This is a genomic window from Polaribacter sp. P097, from assembly GCF_036864555.1.
In the GTDB taxonomy this organism is placed as follows: Bacteria; Bacteroidota; Bacteroidia; order Flavobacteriales; family Flavobacteriaceae; genus Polaribacter.
In genome coordinates this window covers 420,496-436,582 of record NZ_JAZETJ010000001.1, presented here as the reverse complement: position 1 = coordinate 436,582, position 16,087 = coordinate 420,496, and the positions used below count along the sequence as shown (strand labels likewise).

The following is a 16,087-nucleotide window of genomic DNA, read 5'->3' as shown; positions in this document are numbered from 1 at the left end:
TTTTTGGTATATTGCATACACAATTATAATTAATGAATAAAGACTTCTTATCCCCTATAAAAGAAACTGCGCTTGCTCATTTGGTGTTACACTCACCTTTATGTTTAGGGAATAAAATTAAAATTCATTCTAACCAAAATGGTTTTCCAGAATTAGACGATGTTAAGATTGCCATTTTTGGTGTTCAAGAAGACAGAAACTCGGAAAACAACTTTGGTTGTGGAGAAGATTTACATTTTGTAAGAAGAAAAATTTACGAACTTTTTCCTGGAGATTGGCATACAGAAATCGCAGATATTGGCAATATCGCTAAAGGTGATAAAGTTTCTGATACATATTTTGCAGTTTCTGAGGTAATTACTTCTTTGCTTAAAAAAAATATCATTCCTATTATCATTGGAGGTGGTCAAGACATAACCTACGTAAACTATAGAGCCTACGATACTTTAGAGCAATCAGTAAATATTACAGCTGTAGACAGCAGGTTTGATTTAGGAAATATAGATGATGAGTTAACCTCACAATCTTATTTGAGCAAAATTATTATGCAAGAGCCTAATAATTTATTCAATTACTGTAATGTTGGTTACCAAACGTATTTTAATTCTCAAGAAGCAATTCAACTTATAGATAGCTTATTTTTTGACGCATACAGACTTGGTAATGCTAAAGAATTAGAAAATATAGAGCCTGCTTTTAGAAATGCAGATATTGTGTCTATAGATTTAGGAGCTGTAAGACAAAGTGAAGCTCCTGCTAATAATAATGCCTCTCCAAACGGATTTTATGGTGAAGAAATTTGTGCAATTTCAAGATATGCTGGTTTAAGTGATAAAGTGTCTTCATTCGGAATTTACGAGTACAATTCTAAGTTAGACAACAACCACCAAACTGCAAATCTTATTGCTCAAATGATTTGGTATTTTATTGAAGGTGTGAATTATAGGGTGAAAGATTATCCGTTTTCGGGTAAAGAAAACTATCAAAAATTCACAGTAATGTTAGAAGATGACGACCCTTTAGTTTTTTATAAAAGTAACAAAACAGGTCGTTGGTGGATAGAGATAAATATTTTATCAGATAATAAATACAAAAGACATGCGTTAATACCATGTACATTTAAAGATTATACAGAGGCTACCAAACAAATTATACCAGAAAGGTGGTATAAGGCCATGCAAAAAATGATGTAACTAAATAATAATATAAATTTCAATACGTTAAAATGCAGTTTCAACATTGTATTTTAGCAAAAAAAATAATAGGTTTACGAACTTTTAGTAAAGACAAAAATAAAATATGAAGAAAGCAGCAATATTTGCACTTTTAATAGCCGTTTTTTACAGTTGTGGTTCTAATGATAGAGGGGAATTAGTAGGAGTCAAGTCTAAAAAGAAGTGGTTTTCAGAAAAACCATTTGGTATGGTGTTAATTCCAGGAGGCTCATTTACAATGGGTAAGCAAGATGAGGACATTATTGGTACAATGAACTCACCAACAAAAACAGTAACTGTTAGGCCATATTTTATGGATGAAACAGAAATTACAAATAACGAATACAAAGAATTTGTTTATTGGGTTAGAGATTCTGTAGTAAGAACAAAATTGGCCTATCAAGCAGAGTTTGCAGCTTTAGGTTCTGAGCCAGATCCTACAGGTAATAATAACAGAGCTACAGGTATTCAGTTATACAAGTTTAAAGATACAGTAGAAAACTCTACACCTTACCAAAGATATATGTATGAAAACTATTATCAGTTTGATACGATACAACCTTTGAATTGGGAAGAAGATTTAATCTGGAAAAAAGAAGAATATCCAGATATGGATTATGTAGAGGTTATGGATTCTTTATACATCAGTAGAGAAGATGCAGTAGATGGTGTTAGAACCTTTAACACTAAATTTTTAAAGTACAAATATTCTTGGTTTGATAGAGATAATGCAGCAAGAAAAGGTGGTGATAGAAAAGATTTTGTACAAACAGAAATTTTAAATATCTACCCAGATACAACAGTATGGGTTAAAGACTTTAATTATTCTTATAATGATCCAATGCACCAAGATTATTTTTCTCACCAATCTTATGGAGATTATCCTGTAGTAGGTGTAACTTGGGGGCAAGCCAATGCTTTCTGTAATTGGAGAACTAAAAAGAAGAACGATTATTTAAAGAATAAAAAGAATGCAGCTCAAGTGCCTGCATTTAGATTACCAACAGAAGCTGAATGGGAATATGCAGCAAGAGGTGGTCTAGAATTTGCAACTTATCCTTGGGGTACAGGAAGTACAACTAGTGATAGAGGTTGTTTCTTAGCAAACTTTAAACCAGTTAGAGGTAATTACGCTGTAGATGGCGCTCTTTATACAATGGAGGCTGAATCATACAATGCAAATGATTACGGTTTATACAACATGGCTGGTAATGTTTCAGAGTGGACAAACACAGCATATAATTTATCATCTTACTACATGGCTTCAACTATGAACCCGAATGTAGAAGATAGAAAAAATAAAAGAAAAATTGTAAGAGGAGGTTCTTGGAAAGATGTAGCATATTATTTAGAAGTGGGGTCTAGAGATTATGAGTATGCAGATACAGCTAGAAGCTATATTGGCTTTAGAACCGTTCAAAATTACATTGGTACAACTAATAACTAAAACTTTAAAAAAAACAAGAAGAATCATGGCACAGTCAAGAACTTATAAGAAAACAATGAATTTCGTTTACGGAATGGGAGCAGCAGTTGTAATTATTGGAGCTCTATTTAAAATTCAACATATTTCAATTGGTCCTATTACAGGAGGTGTAATGCTAACTATTGGTTTATTAGTGGAAGCAGGTGTATTCGCCATTTCAGCTTTCGATACTCCAGAAGATGAATTCGATTGGTCTAAAGTGTATCCTGAATTGGGTGAAGATAGTGTAACAGTAGAAGAAAAAGTAGGTGCAGAAGGTATGTTATCTCAAAAATTAGATAATTTATTGCACGAAGCTAAGATTGATGCTGAATTGATGCAAAATTTAGGAAGCAGCATGAAAAACTTTCAAGGAGCAGCAGAAGGTTTATCTGCAGCATCAGAAACAATTTCATCTACAAACAAATACAATGAGCAAGTGTCTATGGCAGCTGTTCAAATGGAAACATTAAATAATTTATACAAAGTTCAAGTAGAAAACTCTAGCAAGCAAACTGAATTAAATTCAGCAGTTGTTGAAAATACAGAAAGGTTAAAAGAGCAAATGGATTCTTTAGCGAAAAACCTATCTTCTTTAAACGGAGTTTATGGTAATATGTTATCTGCAATGTCAAGCAAATAATTAGTTCAATTTAAATATTAACAAAAAAAACTAATTAAGATATGGCAGGAGGAAAAATGTCTGCAAGGCAGAAGATGATTAACTTAATGTACTTAGTATTTATTGCAATGTTAGCAATGAATATGAGTAAAGAGGTTTTATCAGCTTTTGGCTTCATGAACGAAAAATTGGTAGAGAATAATATTTCTACAATTGAGAAAAATCAAGAGGCTTATGCAAATTTAGATTTGAAAGCGTCAGAACAGAAAGAAAAGTTTGGACCGTTAAAAGTTCAAGCAGATAAAATTAAAACGTATTCAAATGATTTCTATGATTATCTAGCTGCATTAAAGTCTAAAATGTTGACTGAAATTGAAGATAAAGATGATTATGAAGCAATGGATAAAACAGACTGGTTAGATACATATTTCTTTAAAGGAGATACATATACTGCAGAAGGTCAAGAGTTTTTAGATAGAATAAATGCTTACAGAACTAACGTAATTGACGTTTTGGGTAGTGATAGTAAATTTGCACCTGTCTTAAAGAAAAGATTTTCTACAGATCCAGTAATAGATTCTGAAACAGAAAAAGAAGTTCCGTTTTTAAAAGCAAGATATGAAGGTTTTCCAATGGTGGCTTCATTAACGAACTTTACACAAATGCAAGCAGATATCAGAAACACAGAATCTGATATTGTTACAGATCTTTTAGGGGGTAAATTAGAAGAAGCTTTATCACTAAACAATTATACAGGTATTGTACGTTTAAATAAAAGTGCATATTTCGCAGGCGAGAAAGTTACAGGTGAAGTTGTATTAGGTAGATATGATGCCTCTTTAGTGCCAGATAAAGTTATTTTAAATGGTAAAGATGCAACAGATGCTGTACAAAATGGACAAGTAATTTTAAATCTGCCAGCAGGTAATGTTGGTGAGAAAACAATAAAAGGTACTATTTTCTTTAGAGAAAATGGAGAGGAAGTTCCAGTACCATTTGAAAGTAAATATTCTGTAATTGCAGAACCAAGTTCTGCAGTAGTATCTGCAGATAAAATGAATGTGGTATATAGAGGTTTAGATAACCCTATTTCAGTATCATTACCAGGTGTAGGAGCAAGCAATTTAAAAGTTTCTGCAACAGGAGGTAAATTAACAAAAGCAGGAGCAGGTTATGTGGTTAGACCTGGTAGTGGAAACATTGCTACTATAAATGTAAGTGCTAAATTAAGTAGTGGTAAAACTGTAAACTCTAAAGCAACATTTAGAATTAAAGATGTACCAGCAGCACAGGGTTCTGTTCGTAATCAATTTGGTACTGTAAGAATGCCAAAATCAGGTTTAAACAATTCACCAATAAGTGCAGGTTTACCAGATTTTGAATTCGATTTAAAAATTCAAGTACAGAGCTTTAAAATTAAAGTTCCTGGTGAATTAACTATTATAGTTAAGGGTACAAAATTAAGTGCAGCTGCTAAAAAAGTATTATCAAAAGCAAGAAGAGGAGATATCATCAATATTTACGATATAAAAGCAACCTATAATGGTACTCCGTTTAAAAAAGTATTGCCAGTTAATATAGAGCTGACTAATTAGAAAAATATAAATTATGGTTAGAAATTGCATACTAGTATTTCTTTTCTGTCTATCAGCAAGTTTTGTAAACGCACAAGCTAATGTGTTAAATGCAAAATCTGCAGGTGAAATAGGAAAAAGAAGTACAGAAAGATTAGAGGCAGATAATGATGGCCCGATACCTTATGGGTATGTAGATGATAGAGATATCATGTGGTCTAAAGTGGTTTGGGAGTTTGTAGATTTAAATCAAAAGATAAACTTACCTTATTATTTTCCAATAGATACAACAAGTATTTCTTCAGATAGAAGATCATTGTTCGATACTTTAATTAAAGGTATCAGACAAGGTAAAATTAAAGAAGCCTACACAGATTCTTTCTTCACTTCTAAAATTACTCAAGATGAAATTGAAACTCGTTTGGTAAATATTAGAGATGAAAATGGATATGTAGACACTTTTAACCTTCAAACAGAAGACGTTGCTGGTTACATGCTAAAAGGTATGTGGTATTTTGATAAACGTCAAGGAGAAATGAAATATCGTTTATTGGCTTTGGCACCTATGGGTAAAGATGTACAAACATTAGGAGTAGAAAATATAGAAGACGATAATCTATACGAGTTATTTTGGATTTTCTTTCCAGATGCAAGAGAGGTATTGCACGATTCTAAGGTTTTCAATCCTATGAATGCAGCACAACCAATTTCTTATGATCACCTTTTAAATGCTAGACGATTTAACTCAGTCATTGTTAGAGAAGAAAATATTTATGGTAATCGAGCCATAGAAGATTATATACGAGGCAATTCTTTATTTCAATTGTTAGAAGCTAACAAAATTAAAGAAGACATCAGAAATCGAGAAATAGACATGTGGAACTACTAAAGTACACTAGTTGAAATATTAAAAACGTTTGCGAAAGCAAGCGTTTTTTATTTGAAGCCATTTCCTGCTTTTCGCACTCGCTTTTTTTCGTACCTCAAAAAGAGCTCAAACAATTGCTGCAATCAGGGCTAAACTAATTTAAAAGCGTTAGTTAGGCTTTAAATTAAAAGAAAACTTAACTACTTTTACAGCGTGAAATTAGATTACATAATAGTTGGTTTAGGTTTGGCTGGTTTGGCGTTTGCAGAGCAGCTAATAAAGGCTAATAAAAGCTTTATAGTCTTTGAAGATAGTTCTCAAACATCGTCTTTAGTAGCTGGTGGAGTCTACAATCCTGTAATTCTAAAAAGATTTACTCCAGTTTGGAATGCAAAACAGCAATTAGAGCTAGCATTGCCTTTTTACGAATCCTTAGAAGAGAAATTCCAAACAACTTTCGATTATAAATTCCAAACAAAGAAAGTATTTAAATCTATAGAAGATCAAAACAATTGGTTTACGGCTTTAGATAATCCAAAATTAGTAGAGTTTTTAGAACCTAATTTAGATCATGAGCAAAAGCAAGGTGTGATTTCAAGTTTTGGTTTTGGTAATGTGAAACAAACAGGTAGAATTGACACTAAAAAACTTGTAGATACCTACAGAGCTTATCTAGAAAAAAGAGATATGATCAGGTTTGAGCAATTCAAACATCAGCAAATAAAATTTCATCCAAACCACGTGCAATATCAAGATATAGACTCAAGTACCATTGTTTTCTGTGAAGGTTTTGGTATGAGAGAAAATATATTTTTTAACTATTTACCCTTGAATGAAGTAAAAGGTGAGTTAATTACAATTCATGCCCCAAATTTAAAGATTGATTTTCAATTAAAATCAACCTTATTTGTACTTCCTTTAGGAGAAGATAATTACAAAGTAGGCGCAACTTTTAACTGGTCAGATAAAACATCTAAACCATCTAAAGAAGGTAGAGAAGAGTTGATTGAAAAGCTTAACAAAGTAATTGATGTTCCTTACACCATACTTTCACAAACTGCAGGTATTAGACCAACTATAAAAGATAGAAGACCTTTGGTTGGCAGGCAACCAGCTTTTCCTAATTTGGCAATTTTAAATGGTTTGGGTACAAGAGGTGTAATGATTGCACCAACCATGGCAGATGCGCTTTTTAATTATCTAGAAAAAGGAAAAGAACTAGATCCAGAAATAAATATTAAACGTTTTGAGTAGTAATTATTCTAGTTTTTCTGATGTGTTTTTTGCTGCATTGGCATCATAACTTACAAACATATTTATCCATAGAATTCTAGATAACCGTAAATTTAAAGGTGCAGTAATTATAAGGGTACCTAAAACAGTTAAAAAAGAGTTTAATAAATCTAATTGAAAACCAAGTTTTGCAATTAAAAATACAGTAACAGAAATGGCTACTGTAATTCCATAATTTATATACATAGCACCATAAAAGAAAGAAGGCTCTATCATATATTTTAAATTACAATGAGAACAAGTATCGTGAATTTGAGTAATTTTTGTAGGATTGAAGGTAATACCATGAGCAAAGAAATCTCCTTCATGACATTTGGGGCACTTTCCGTTTGCAATACTATAGATTTTTGTTCCTTTTTTAAACATCATAACTTTAAAATTTCTCTACTTTTGCCAAAGGTAAAATTTTTACCACTTTTATTTAGTAACAATTATCACATTTCATGTTAAACGTACACAACTTAACTGTTTCTTTTATGGGAACAGACCTATTTTCTGGTATCACTTTTAAATTAAATAAAGGAGACAGAATTGGTTTAATAGGTAAAAATGGTGCAGGTAAATCTACACTACTAAAAGTACTTTCTAAAGATATAGAGAGTAGTGGAGGTACAATGGCTTTTGACAAAGATGTACAAATTGGTTTTTTAAGACAAGACATAGATTTTGTAGAAGGAAGAACAATTTTAGAAGAAGCCTATCAAGCTTTTGAAGAAATAAAAAAAATAGAAGCAGAGTTAGAAGAAATTAACAATCAGCTAACTACAAGAACTGATTATGAAAGTGATTCTTACACACAATTAATTCAAGATCTTACAGACAAACAAGAACGTTATGAACTTCTTGGAGGTTATAATTATCAAGGAGATACAGAAAAAATATTACAAGGTTTAGGTTTTCAGAGAGAGGATTTTAATAAGCTTACAGATACCTTTTCTGGTGGATGGAGAATGAGAATTGAACTCGCAAAATTGTTATTACAAAATAATGATATTCTGTTGTTAGATGAGCCAACTAACCACTTAGATATAGAATCTATTATATGGTTAGAGAACTTTTTAAAGGGCTATTCAGGTGCAATTGTTTTGGTTTCTCACGATAAAATGTTTTTGGATAATGTTACTAACAGAACTATAGAAATTTCTTTAGGGCAGATCTATGATTACAAAAAGCCTTATTCTCAGTTCTTAGAATTAAGAGGAGAAATCAAAGAAAAACAACTGCAAGCGCAAAAGAATCAAGAAAAAGAAATTAAGCAGAAACAACAATTAATAGATAAATTCAAAGCAAAAGCAAGTAAGGCTTCTATGGCTCAATCTTTAATGAAACAACTAGACAAAGTAGAGTTGATTGAAGTAGATCAAGATGATAATCAAGCCATGAATGTGCGTTTTGCAATTTCTAGAGAACCAGGTAAAATTATTGTTGAAGCAGAAAATTTGTCTAAAAGTTATGGAGATAAACACGTTTTAGAAGGTGTTGATTTATTGATAGAAAGAAATAGTAAAATTGCTTTTGTTGGTCAAAATGGACAAGGAAAATCAACTTTAGCAAAAATGATGGTTGGCGAAATTCCATTTGAAGGGCATTTAAAATTAGGGCATAATGTAGAAGTAGGTTATTTTGCTCAGAATCAATCTGAATACTTACCACCAGAAAAAACAGTATTAGAAATTATGGAAGATGCTGCAACAGATTCTAACAGAATGCGAGTTAGAGATATGTTAGGTTCTTTCTTATTTGGTGGAGATGCTGTAGATAAAAAAGCCAAAGTACTTTCTGGAGGTGAAAGAAACAGGTTGGCATTATGTAAATTATTATTACAACCTTTTAATGTTTTAATAATGGATGAGCCTACAAACCATTTAGATATTGCCTCTAAAACTGTACTTAAAGAAGCTTTAAATAATTTTAATGGTACCTTAATTGTAGTTTCTCATGACAGAGAGTTTTTACAAGGCTTAACCTCTACTGTTTACGGATTTAGAGATAAAGAGATTAAAGAATATTTAGGTGATATTGATTATTTCTTAGAGCAACACAAAATGGAAAGTTTACGTGAAGCAGAAAAGAAAACGGTTGTAAAAGTAGAAAAAGATACTACTAAAAAAGAAGCACATCAATTATCTAGAGAGCAAGAAAAAGAGTTGAAAAAACTAAACAATAAGCTGTCTAAAATTGAAACTGAAATCGCAGATTTAGAAACAGAGATTGAAAAGATAGATTTAGAGCTTGCTAATAATTATGATGAAGTTTCTGCAAGACCTAACTTCTTTAAAAACTACAAAGCAAAAAAGGCAAAAGTAGATACCTTAATGGAAGATTGGGAAAAAGTAGAAGAGCAAATCTCTAATTTTTCTTAATTATAAAGTTTACTTCATCTTTGGAAATTAATTTTTATGGACTTTAATAAACCCTATATTTCCGAGAATCATAAAATAGAGCTACCTATTTTAACACAGAAAAATGTGGAGCTCTATATAAAAAGAGAAGACGAAATTCACCCATTTGTTTCAGGTAATAAATTCAGAAAATTAAAATACAACTTAGCCGAAGCTAAAAAGCAAAATAAAACAACATTATTAACTTTTGGAGGCGCATTTTCAAACCATATAGTAGCAACAGCTGTTGCAGGTAGCCTAAATGGTTTTAAAACTATTGGTATTATTAGAGGCGAAGAATTGGCTAACGATTTAGAAAAAACACTAGCTGAAAATGCTACTTTAAGAGAGGCTCATCAAAATGGAATGACTTTTAAATTTATTTCTAGAGCTGATTATAGAAATAAAGAACAAACGTATTTTATAGCAGATTTAAGTAAAGAATTTGGCGATTTTTATTTGATTCCTGAAGGAGGTACAAACCAATTGGCTATAAAAGGTTGTGAAGAGATTTTAACAAATCAAGACGCAATTTTCGATTATATTTGTTCGGCTGTTGGAACTGGAGGTACTATTTCTGGAGTTATAAATTCATTGCAAAATCATCAAAAATGTTTGGGTTTTCCTGCTTTAAAAGGGAGTTTTTTAGAAGAGGAAATCAAAAAATATGTAAAATCAAAAGAGAATTGGAGTTTACAAAACGATTATCATTTTGGAGGTTATGCAAAATATAATGATGATTTAATTCGTTTCATAAACACCTTTAAAAACCAATCAGACATTTTATTAGACCCTGTCTATACAGCAAAAATGGTTTACGGTGTTTTAGATTTAATAGGTAAAAATCATTTTCCGTCTAAAACTAAAATACTTGCAATTCATACAGGAGGTTTACAAGGTATAGTAGGTTTTAATAAAAAGTTAGCAGCAAAAAATCAATCTTTAATACAACAATAATGCGCATTCGGTTTTTACTTTTTTTATCAATTATATTTCTTTTACAAAGCTGTGGGTCAAAAAGAAAAATTGTAAATAAAAAAAATCCTGGAGTAGTAATTATTGAGCCGGAGCCTGTAGAACTGCCTTCTGTTAATCAAAAAGAAATCGTTAAAAAATTAGAAAAAAGAAATCCTAATTTAAACAAATACACATTAGCTTATATTAAAAAGTATGCCCCTATTGCAGTTAAAGAAATGCACGAATATAAAATACCTGCAAGTATAACATTGGCTCAAGGAATTTTAGAATCTGGTAAGGGTAGGAGTGAGTTGGCTTTGAAATCTAACAATCATTTTGGCATTAAATGTCATACAGGTTGGGAAGGTGAAAGAGTGTATCATGATGATGATGAGAAAGGTGAGTGTTTTAGAAAATATTTATATCCAGAAACTTCGTACAATGATCATTCGTTATTTTTAACCAGAAGAAAACGTTATGCATTTTTATTTGATTATAATATTAAAGATTATAAAAAATGGGCTTTTGGTTTAAGAAAAGCAGGTTATGCAACAGATAAAAAGTACCCAGTTAAACTTTTAAAATTGATAAAAGATTATCATTTGTATGAGTTTGATAAAATCAAAAGAGGTAAATACACCAAAGAAATAAAAAAGCTAAATGATAGCGAAACGTTTACAAAACCGATTGTAATAGAAAAGAAATCATCCAATATTCACGAAGTTAAAAAAGGGGAAACCTTATATTCAATCAGTAGAAAATACGGAATTTCGGTTCAATTGCTAAAAAAAATCAATAATTTATCTAGCAATACCATAGCTATAGGACAGCAATTAATTATTAAAAGATAAAAAAATCAAAGTTGAATTATGCCAATTATTAAAGCTGTAAGAGGATTTACACCACAAATTCCTGAAGATTGTTTTGTGGCTGAAAATGCCACAATTTTGGGTGAAGTGTCTTTAGGTAAAGATTGTTCTGTTTGGTACAATGCTGTAATTAGAGGAGATGTGCATTATATTAAAATAGGGAATAAGGTGAATATTCAAGATGGTGCAGTAATACATGCAACGTATCAAAAATCGCCAACTACAATAGGTAATAATGTTTCTGTAGGTCATAATGCAATTGTACATGGTTGTACAATTCATGACAATGTTTTGGTAGGTATGGGTTCTATTATTATGGATGATTGTATTGTAGAATCTAATTCAATTATAGCTGCAGGTGCTGTTGTAACCAAAAACACTAGAGTAGAAAGTGGTAGTATTTATGCAGGTGTACCGGCTAAAAAGGTTAAGGATATTTCTAAAGAATTAATTTCTGGAGAAATTGATAGAATTGCCAATAACTATGTAAAATATTCAAGTTGGTTTAAAGAATAAAAAACCCGATTTCCTATTCGAAATCGGGCATCAATTCAACTAATCAACCAAAACTAGTTTTCTATCTCTCTCTTCTGTTTTCCATTCTTTTTTTCATTCTTTTTCGTTTCATCATCTTTTTTCCTTTTTGTTTTCTCTCTTCATTCATTTTTTCAAACTTCTCAAACTGCTCTGCTTTTAAAATATCCTTCATTTTATTTTTGAATTCAATTTTAGCTTCTAATTGCTGACTTCTCATTGCAAAAAGTTCATCTGCAGATGGCTTTTTATCTTCAACACGTAAAGCTTTTCTTTTTTCCATTGCAGCTTTTCTTTCTGCTGCTTGGTTCATTAATAATGGTTTAATTTCATCTTGTTGCTTTTTTGATAAATCTAAATCTAAAGTCATTTTTTTAACTGCCAATTCTGTACGTTGTTCAACAGAAAGATTAGGTCTTTTATCTTTTCTTTTTTTCTGTGCTTGAGTAGTAAAAGTAAATGCGAATACTAAAACTAAAATGCTTGCTATTTTTTTCATAATTATAATTTGTTTAATGTTTTATTTATACTTCTTTGACCCTAGAAATTAGAAAAGGTTTAAATTTGTTTTCTGTTTAACAAGTATTTAACAATATTGAGAATGAAGAAATTACTGTGCATTTTATTATTTCTACCATCAATAATAATGGCTCAAGACATTGCGTCTGATAGCGTTTTTGTAGATTTAAGTAACCCAAGAGCTACACTAAATACACACTTAAATTTTTTACAGGATAATAATTATCAACCTAAGAAATCTGCAAAAACCATTAGAGGTTTAGAGCAGAAAAAAGCAGTAAGAAAGGCCATTAAAATAAAGCAGGTTTTAGATGGTAAAGGTCTTTATATTGATTTAAATTCAATACCAACAGACGAAGATTATAAAGATTCTGTAGGGATTAATGCATATTCTAGGTATATCATTTTCCCAAACAGATTGCCAGAAATTTATTTGGAAAAAAAAGGGAACAATTGGTATTATTCAGAAGAAACTGTACTGAAAATAGATGCAATCTACAACAATGTTTTTCCTTGGTATATAAATTGGTTGCAAGAAATAGTGCCTGAATATGGCCATAAAGGATTTTTTGGTATCGAAATTTGGCAATTAGTTGCGCTATTAATTCTACTGAGTTTAGTAATTGTATTATATTATTTCTTTAGAAAAATTGCCTTTTGGTTATTGAAGAAAATTCAACATTATATTACTAAAAGTAATGCTGATTTAGAGGTAGATAAGGTGCTAAAAAAATTGGCACACCCAATTAGCTTGTTGCTTTCTATTAATTTGATAGATGTAGTTTTTCCTTCTTTACAATTCACTTTAGAGGTAAATAGATGGGTTTTTCTTGGATTGAGTATCGTTGAAACTGTTTTTTGGATTTATGTTTTCTTAAAGCTGATTAAAGTAGTAATGAAAATTTATGCTGAGTTTACAGAAAATACACATAGCAGGTTAGATGATCAATTAGTGCCAATTCTAAATAACTTTTTTACAGGTTTAGTACTTGTTTTAGGGTTCTTTAGATTATTAACCATATTTGGTGTAGATACTACAACTTTAATAGCAGGTGCTACCATTGGTGGTTTGGCTTTTGCTTTAGCATCGCAAGACACTGTTAAGAATTTGATTGGCACCATAATGATTTTCTTAGATAAACCCTTTCATATAGACGATTGGATAGAAGCAGGTGAAGTTGTAGGAACTGTTGAAAGAGTAGGGTTTAGATCTACTAGAGTTAGAGCTGCAGATACTTCAATTTATCAAATACCAAATAGTAAACTTTCTGAAATTGTAATCAATAATAAGGGCTTACGTTTATACAGAAGGTATAATACCAATCTTGGTTTAAGGTATGATACTCCTCCAGAATTAATAGAGGCTTTTGTAAATGGTGTTCGCCAAATAATTATAGAACATCCAGAAACCAGATCTGATTCTTACAATGTAGAGTTTACAGGTTTTGGAGATTCTGCTTTATTAATAATGGTAAACGTATATTTTAAAAGTTTAGCTTGGAGCGAAGAACAAACCTCTAAACACAGGCTGCATATTGCTATTATAAAATTAGCGGCTGCTTTGGGTGTAGAGTTTGCATTCCCATCTACAACCGTAACTATAGAGCAATTTCCAGATAAAAGTAATTTATCGCCAAAATACAATACCAGTAAAGAAAGTATTAATGCTACAATACAAAATATTCTTACTGAGTTTAAAAATGATGTTCCACCAGAAAACACACCTGAAAGTTAATGAAGAATTTATTTAAAATAATTTTACGTCTTTTAGGGTTGCTAATTATAGCATTGGTTGTTTTTTATTTTTGGGCATCATCACCCAGTTTAGAGGAAAGTGAGTATTCAAGTATAACTCATAATTCGAGTATGGCAACAGGTGAAAATGATTCCGTTTTTAGCATAGCCACCTATAATATTGGTTATTTAAGTGGAATGACGAATAACAGACCTGTACCAAAACCAAAAAGTTTATTTGAGAACAATTTACAAAAGGTAAAAAAAGAAACACAAGCCGTAAATCCAGATATTATTGCTTTTCAAGAAATTGATTATAACGCATCACGCTCTTACCATATAAATCAGGAAGAAGAAATTGCAAGTTTAGGCTACAATTACAGTGCAAGAACTGTGAATTGGGATGAAAACTATTTACCTTTTCCTTATTGGCCCATTAGTATGCATTTTGGTAAGGTAATTTCTGGGCAATCTATTCTTAGCAAATATCCTTTAGCAAATCAAGAAAGAGTGGTGCTTTCTAGAGTAGAAGATTCTCCTTTTTATAGAGATGCTTTTTATTTAGAAAGGCTAGCTCAAATTGTAAAATCTAATATTAATGGTAAAGAAATTGTAATTATAAACATTCATTTAGAAGCTTTTGATAAACCAACAAGAGCAAAACAATTTCAAGAAGTAGAGGCTATTTTTAATAAATATAAAAACGATTATCCAACTTTACTTTTAGGTGATTTTAACGCTAGAGCTAGAGATAAATCATCTGTAGTACAAACGTTTTTTAAGGATGATAGCATAGGAAATGCGGCTTTCAATTATGATGAAATTGCCAATACTTTTGATACAAAAGAACCTTATGAAAGAATTGATTACATTTTTTACACAAAAGAAACTATAGAATATGTTTCAGGTCGTGTATTGAATGAATTTGAACAGGCTTCAGATCACCTACCAGTTTTTATGAAGTTTAAGTTAAAATAAATGTGAATTATTGCTCTTTAAAATTTTTATAGAGCTGTTGAATGGAATCTTCAATTTCAATTAAACCAAACATAAAAGTATTTCTTAAAAGACTTAGTTCTTTATCATCTACCTTAATCTGAATATTAGATTTAGTAGTATCTATTAACTCAGAAAATTTAGATAAATCTTTTTCTGTAACTTTTTCTTTTTTAGAAAAAGACTCAATTATTTCCCATGCTTTTTCAGTTACTTTCTCAGAATTTTTTTCGATTCCTGCTTCACCATTTGTAATATTAGAGTTCGATTTATCTGCAACTCTTTGAATTATAGTAATAGAATTATACAACCTTTCTGTACTTTCTATGAGCTGTAAAATTGATTTTTTATCATTAAAAGTAATTGATTCTGCAGTGTTTTTAGCCTGATTTATATTTGTGCTAAAGTTGTTATTTACCTTAGTGGTTTTCTCATTTTTTTCATCTCTGGTATTGCCAAATTCAATTCTAAAACGATCGCAAGTATTTTTTAAAGCTTTACGAATGTATCTAATTGTTCTGTTTTCTGAGGTGTCTGGCCAAACGATTAGCGAAATTAAAATTCCGACTGCTACACCAAATCCTATAGAAAGTAATCTGTTTAAGGCCAAATCGTAAGCATCACCTTCAGAACCCAAGGCTAATGCAACTGCAGCAACAACTCCATACCTCCATTCAGGTCTAAAACTTGCAATTCCGTTAATGATAAAAAGCGAAAGAAGTAAAGATAGAATTACACCCAAGTCCCAAGGAATTAAGGCTACAAAAACAAAACCAATTATAATACCTACAATTGTAGAAAGAATTCGACCTTTTGCCTGCTGAAAGGTGTTGCCAATACTAGGCTCGATTACTAAAATAGCAGATAAAACTCCAACAAAACGTTCAGAAATACCCAAAAGAACCATTAAATAATAGCAAATGGCACCAGCCAAAGCAGATTGAATTGCCAATCGAAAAGCATCTTTTGCTTCCCCTTTACTTATGTCTTTTATAAAATTAATATTCATTTTTAAGACCGTATACTTTTAGTTATGAGAATTTTATCAATCAAAATTATGG

At 30.9% G+C, this 16,087-nt stretch carries 15 protein-coding genes; 12 read left to right on the top strand and 3 right to left on the bottom strand.

Features of this window, described 5'->3' with window-relative positions:
* The first annotated feature begins 32 nt into the window (after positions 1–32).
* The 6 genes from V7R38_RS02180 to V7R38_RS02155 all read left to right on the top strand — a co-directional run bounded on the left by V7R38_RS02180 (position 33) and on the right by V7R38_RS02155 (position 6,997).
* Positions 33–1,193 carry a formimidoylglutamase gene (locus V7R38_RS02180; RefSeq protein ID WP_334055864.1) on the top strand — a complete coding sequence of 387 codons (1,161 nt, stop codon included), beginning with the start codon at positions 33–35 and terminating at the stop codon, positions 1,191–1,193.
* A gap of 106 nt (positions 1,194–1,299) precedes the next feature.
* The gene (gene porK, locus V7R38_RS02175) at positions 1,300–2,661 is read left to right on the top strand and encodes a type IX secretion system lipoprotein PorK/GldK (protein WP_334055863.1); all 1,362 of its coding nucleotides are present in this window, start codon (positions 1,300–1,302) and stop codon (positions 2,659–2,661) included.
* Between the two features lie 25 nt (positions 2,662–2,686).
* Positions 2,687–3,322 (top strand): type IX secretion system motor protein PorL/GldL, encoded by a 636-nt coding sequence (gene porL, locus V7R38_RS02170; protein WP_015481984.1) that lies wholly within the window; start codon positions 2,687–2,689, stop codon positions 3,320–3,322.
* A gap of 41 nt (positions 3,323–3,363) precedes the next feature.
* The gene (porM, locus tag V7R38_RS02165) at positions 3,364–4,896 is read left to right on the top strand and encodes a type IX secretion system motor protein PorM/GldM (RefSeq protein WP_334055862.1); all 1,533 of its coding nucleotides are present in this window, start codon (positions 3,364–3,366) and stop codon (positions 4,894–4,896) included.
* 13 nt (positions 4,897–4,909) lie between these two features.
* Complete coding sequence (gene porN / locus V7R38_RS02160; protein ID WP_015481986.1) at positions 4,910–5,764, top strand: type IX secretion system ring protein PorN/GldN; 855 nt, start codon at positions 4,910–4,912, stop codon at positions 5,762–5,764.
* A gap of 192 nt (positions 5,765–5,956) precedes the next feature.
* On the top strand, positions 5,957–6,997 hold the full coding sequence (locus V7R38_RS02155) for an NAD(P)/FAD-dependent oxidoreductase (protein WP_334055861.1): 1,041 nt from the start codon (positions 5,957–5,959) through the stop codon (positions 6,995–6,997).
* 3 nt (positions 6,998–7,000) lie between these two features.
* On the opposite strand, the gene V7R38_RS02150 is transcribed toward V7R38_RS02155, so the two are convergent.
* Positions 7,001–7,405, bottom strand: coding sequence for a DUF983 domain-containing protein (locus V7R38_RS02150; RefSeq protein ID WP_334055860.1), 405 nt, complete (start codon positions 7,403–7,405; stop codon positions 7,001–7,003).
* 74 nt (positions 7,406–7,479) lie between these two features.
* Between V7R38_RS02150 and V7R38_RS02145 the strand changes: the two genes are divergently transcribed.
* From V7R38_RS02145 to V7R38_RS02130, 4 genes are read left to right on the top strand one after another with little or no spacing between them, the layout of a single operon-like run.
* Complete coding sequence (locus tag V7R38_RS02145) at positions 7,480–9,399, top strand: ABC-F family ATP-binding cassette domain-containing protein (protein ID WP_334055859.1); 1,920 nt, start codon at positions 7,480–7,482, stop codon at positions 9,397–9,399.
* A 36-nt stretch (positions 9,400–9,435) separates the two neighbouring features.
* The gene (locus V7R38_RS02140) at positions 9,436–10,374 is read left to right on the top strand and encodes a 1-aminocyclopropane-1-carboxylate deaminase/D-cysteine desulfhydrase (protein WP_334055858.1); all 939 of its coding nucleotides are present in this window, start codon (positions 9,436–9,438) and stop codon (positions 10,372–10,374) included.
* Complete coding sequence (locus tag V7R38_RS02135) at positions 10,374–11,225, top strand: glucosaminidase domain-containing protein (protein WP_334055857.1); 852 nt, start codon at positions 10,374–10,376, stop codon at positions 11,223–11,225. The genes V7R38_RS02140 and V7R38_RS02135 overlap by 1 nt, the downstream gene beginning before the upstream one ends.
* Positions 11,226–11,243: 18 nt before the next feature.
* Positions 11,244–11,759, top strand: coding sequence for a gamma carbonic anhydrase family protein (locus V7R38_RS02130; RefSeq protein ID WP_334055856.1), 516 nt, complete (start codon positions 11,244–11,246; stop codon positions 11,757–11,759).
* A 61-nt stretch (positions 11,760–11,820) separates the two neighbouring features.
* Here the strand turns inward: V7R38_RS02130 and V7R38_RS02125 are convergent, their stop codons facing one another.
* Complete coding sequence (locus V7R38_RS02125; RefSeq protein WP_334055855.1) at positions 11,821–12,276, bottom strand: hypothetical protein; 456 nt, start codon at positions 12,274–12,276, stop codon at positions 11,821–11,823.
* 102 nt (positions 12,277–12,378) lie between these two features.
* Between V7R38_RS02125 and V7R38_RS02120 the strand changes: the two genes are divergently transcribed.
* Positions 12,379–14,031: a mechanosensitive ion channel family protein gene (locus V7R38_RS02120; RefSeq protein ID WP_334055854.1), complete on the top strand. Its 1,653-nt coding sequence runs from the start codon at positions 12,379–12,381 to the stop codon at positions 14,029–14,031.
* Positions 14,031–15,008 carry an endonuclease/exonuclease/phosphatase family protein gene (locus V7R38_RS02115; protein WP_334055853.1) on the top strand — a complete coding sequence of 326 codons (978 nt, stop codon included), beginning with the start codon at positions 14,031–14,033 and terminating at the stop codon, positions 15,006–15,008. The genes V7R38_RS02120 and V7R38_RS02115 overlap by 1 nt, the downstream gene beginning before the upstream one ends.
* A gap of 7 nt (positions 15,009–15,015) precedes the next feature.
* Here V7R38_RS02115 and V7R38_RS02110 read toward each other — a convergent pair whose 3' ends face one another.
* Positions 15,016–16,035, bottom strand: coding sequence for an FUSC family protein (locus tag V7R38_RS02110; protein ID WP_334055852.1), 1,020 nt, complete (start codon positions 16,033–16,035; stop codon positions 15,016–15,018).
* Positions 16,036–16,087 lie beyond the last annotated feature (52 nt).

Excerpts from the sequence above, each read along its gene's own strand:
- V7R38_RS02180 (WP_334055864.1), top strand. The coding sequence starts at position 33 with ATGAATAAAGACTTCTTATCCCCTATAAAAGAAACTGCGCTTGCTCAT.
- V7R38_RS02135 (WP_334055857.1), top strand. The coding sequence starts at position 10,374 with ATGCGCATTCGGTTTTTACTTTTTTTATCAATTATATTTCTTTTACAA.
- V7R38_RS02125 (WP_334055855.1), bottom strand. The coding sequence starts at position 12,276 with ATGAAAAAAATAGCAAGCATTTTAGTTTTAGTATTCGCATTTACTTTT.
- porL (WP_015481984.1), top strand. The coding sequence starts at position 2,687 with ATGGCACAGTCAAGAACTTATAAGAAAACAATGAATTTCGTTTACGGA.
- V7R38_RS02150 (WP_334055860.1), bottom strand. The coding sequence starts at position 7,405 with ATGATGTTTAAAAAAGGAACAAAAATCTATAGTATTGCAAACGGAAAG.
- porK (WP_334055863.1), top strand. The coding sequence starts at position 1,300 with ATGAAGAAAGCAGCAATATTTGCACTTTTAATAGCCGTTTTTTACAGT.
- V7R38_RS02145 (WP_334055859.1), top strand. The coding sequence starts at position 7,480 with ATGTTAAACGTACACAACTTAACTGTTTCTTTTATGGGAACAGACCTA.
- V7R38_RS02110 (WP_334055852.1), bottom strand. The coding sequence starts at position 16,035 with ATGAATATTAATTTTATAAAAGACATAAGTAAAGGGGAAGCAAAAGAT.
- V7R38_RS02120 (WP_334055854.1), top strand. The coding sequence starts at position 12,379 with ATGAAGAAATTACTGTGCATTTTATTATTTCTACCATCAATAATAATG.
- porM (WP_334055862.1), top strand. The coding sequence starts at position 3,364 with ATGGCAGGAGGAAAAATGTCTGCAAGGCAGAAGATGATTAACTTAATG.
- V7R38_RS02115 (WP_334055853.1), top strand. The coding sequence starts at position 14,031 with ATGAAGAATTTATTTAAAATAATTTTACGTCTTTTAGGGTTGCTAATT.
- V7R38_RS02140 (WP_334055858.1), top strand. The coding sequence starts at position 9,436 with ATGGACTTTAATAAACCCTATATTTCCGAGAATCATAAAATAGAGCTA.
- V7R38_RS02130 (WP_334055856.1), top strand. The coding sequence starts at position 11,244 with ATGCCAATTATTAAAGCTGTAAGAGGATTTACACCACAAATTCCTGAA.
- porN (WP_015481986.1), top strand. The coding sequence starts at position 4,910 with ATGGTTAGAAATTGCATACTAGTATTTCTTTTCTGTCTATCAGCAAGT.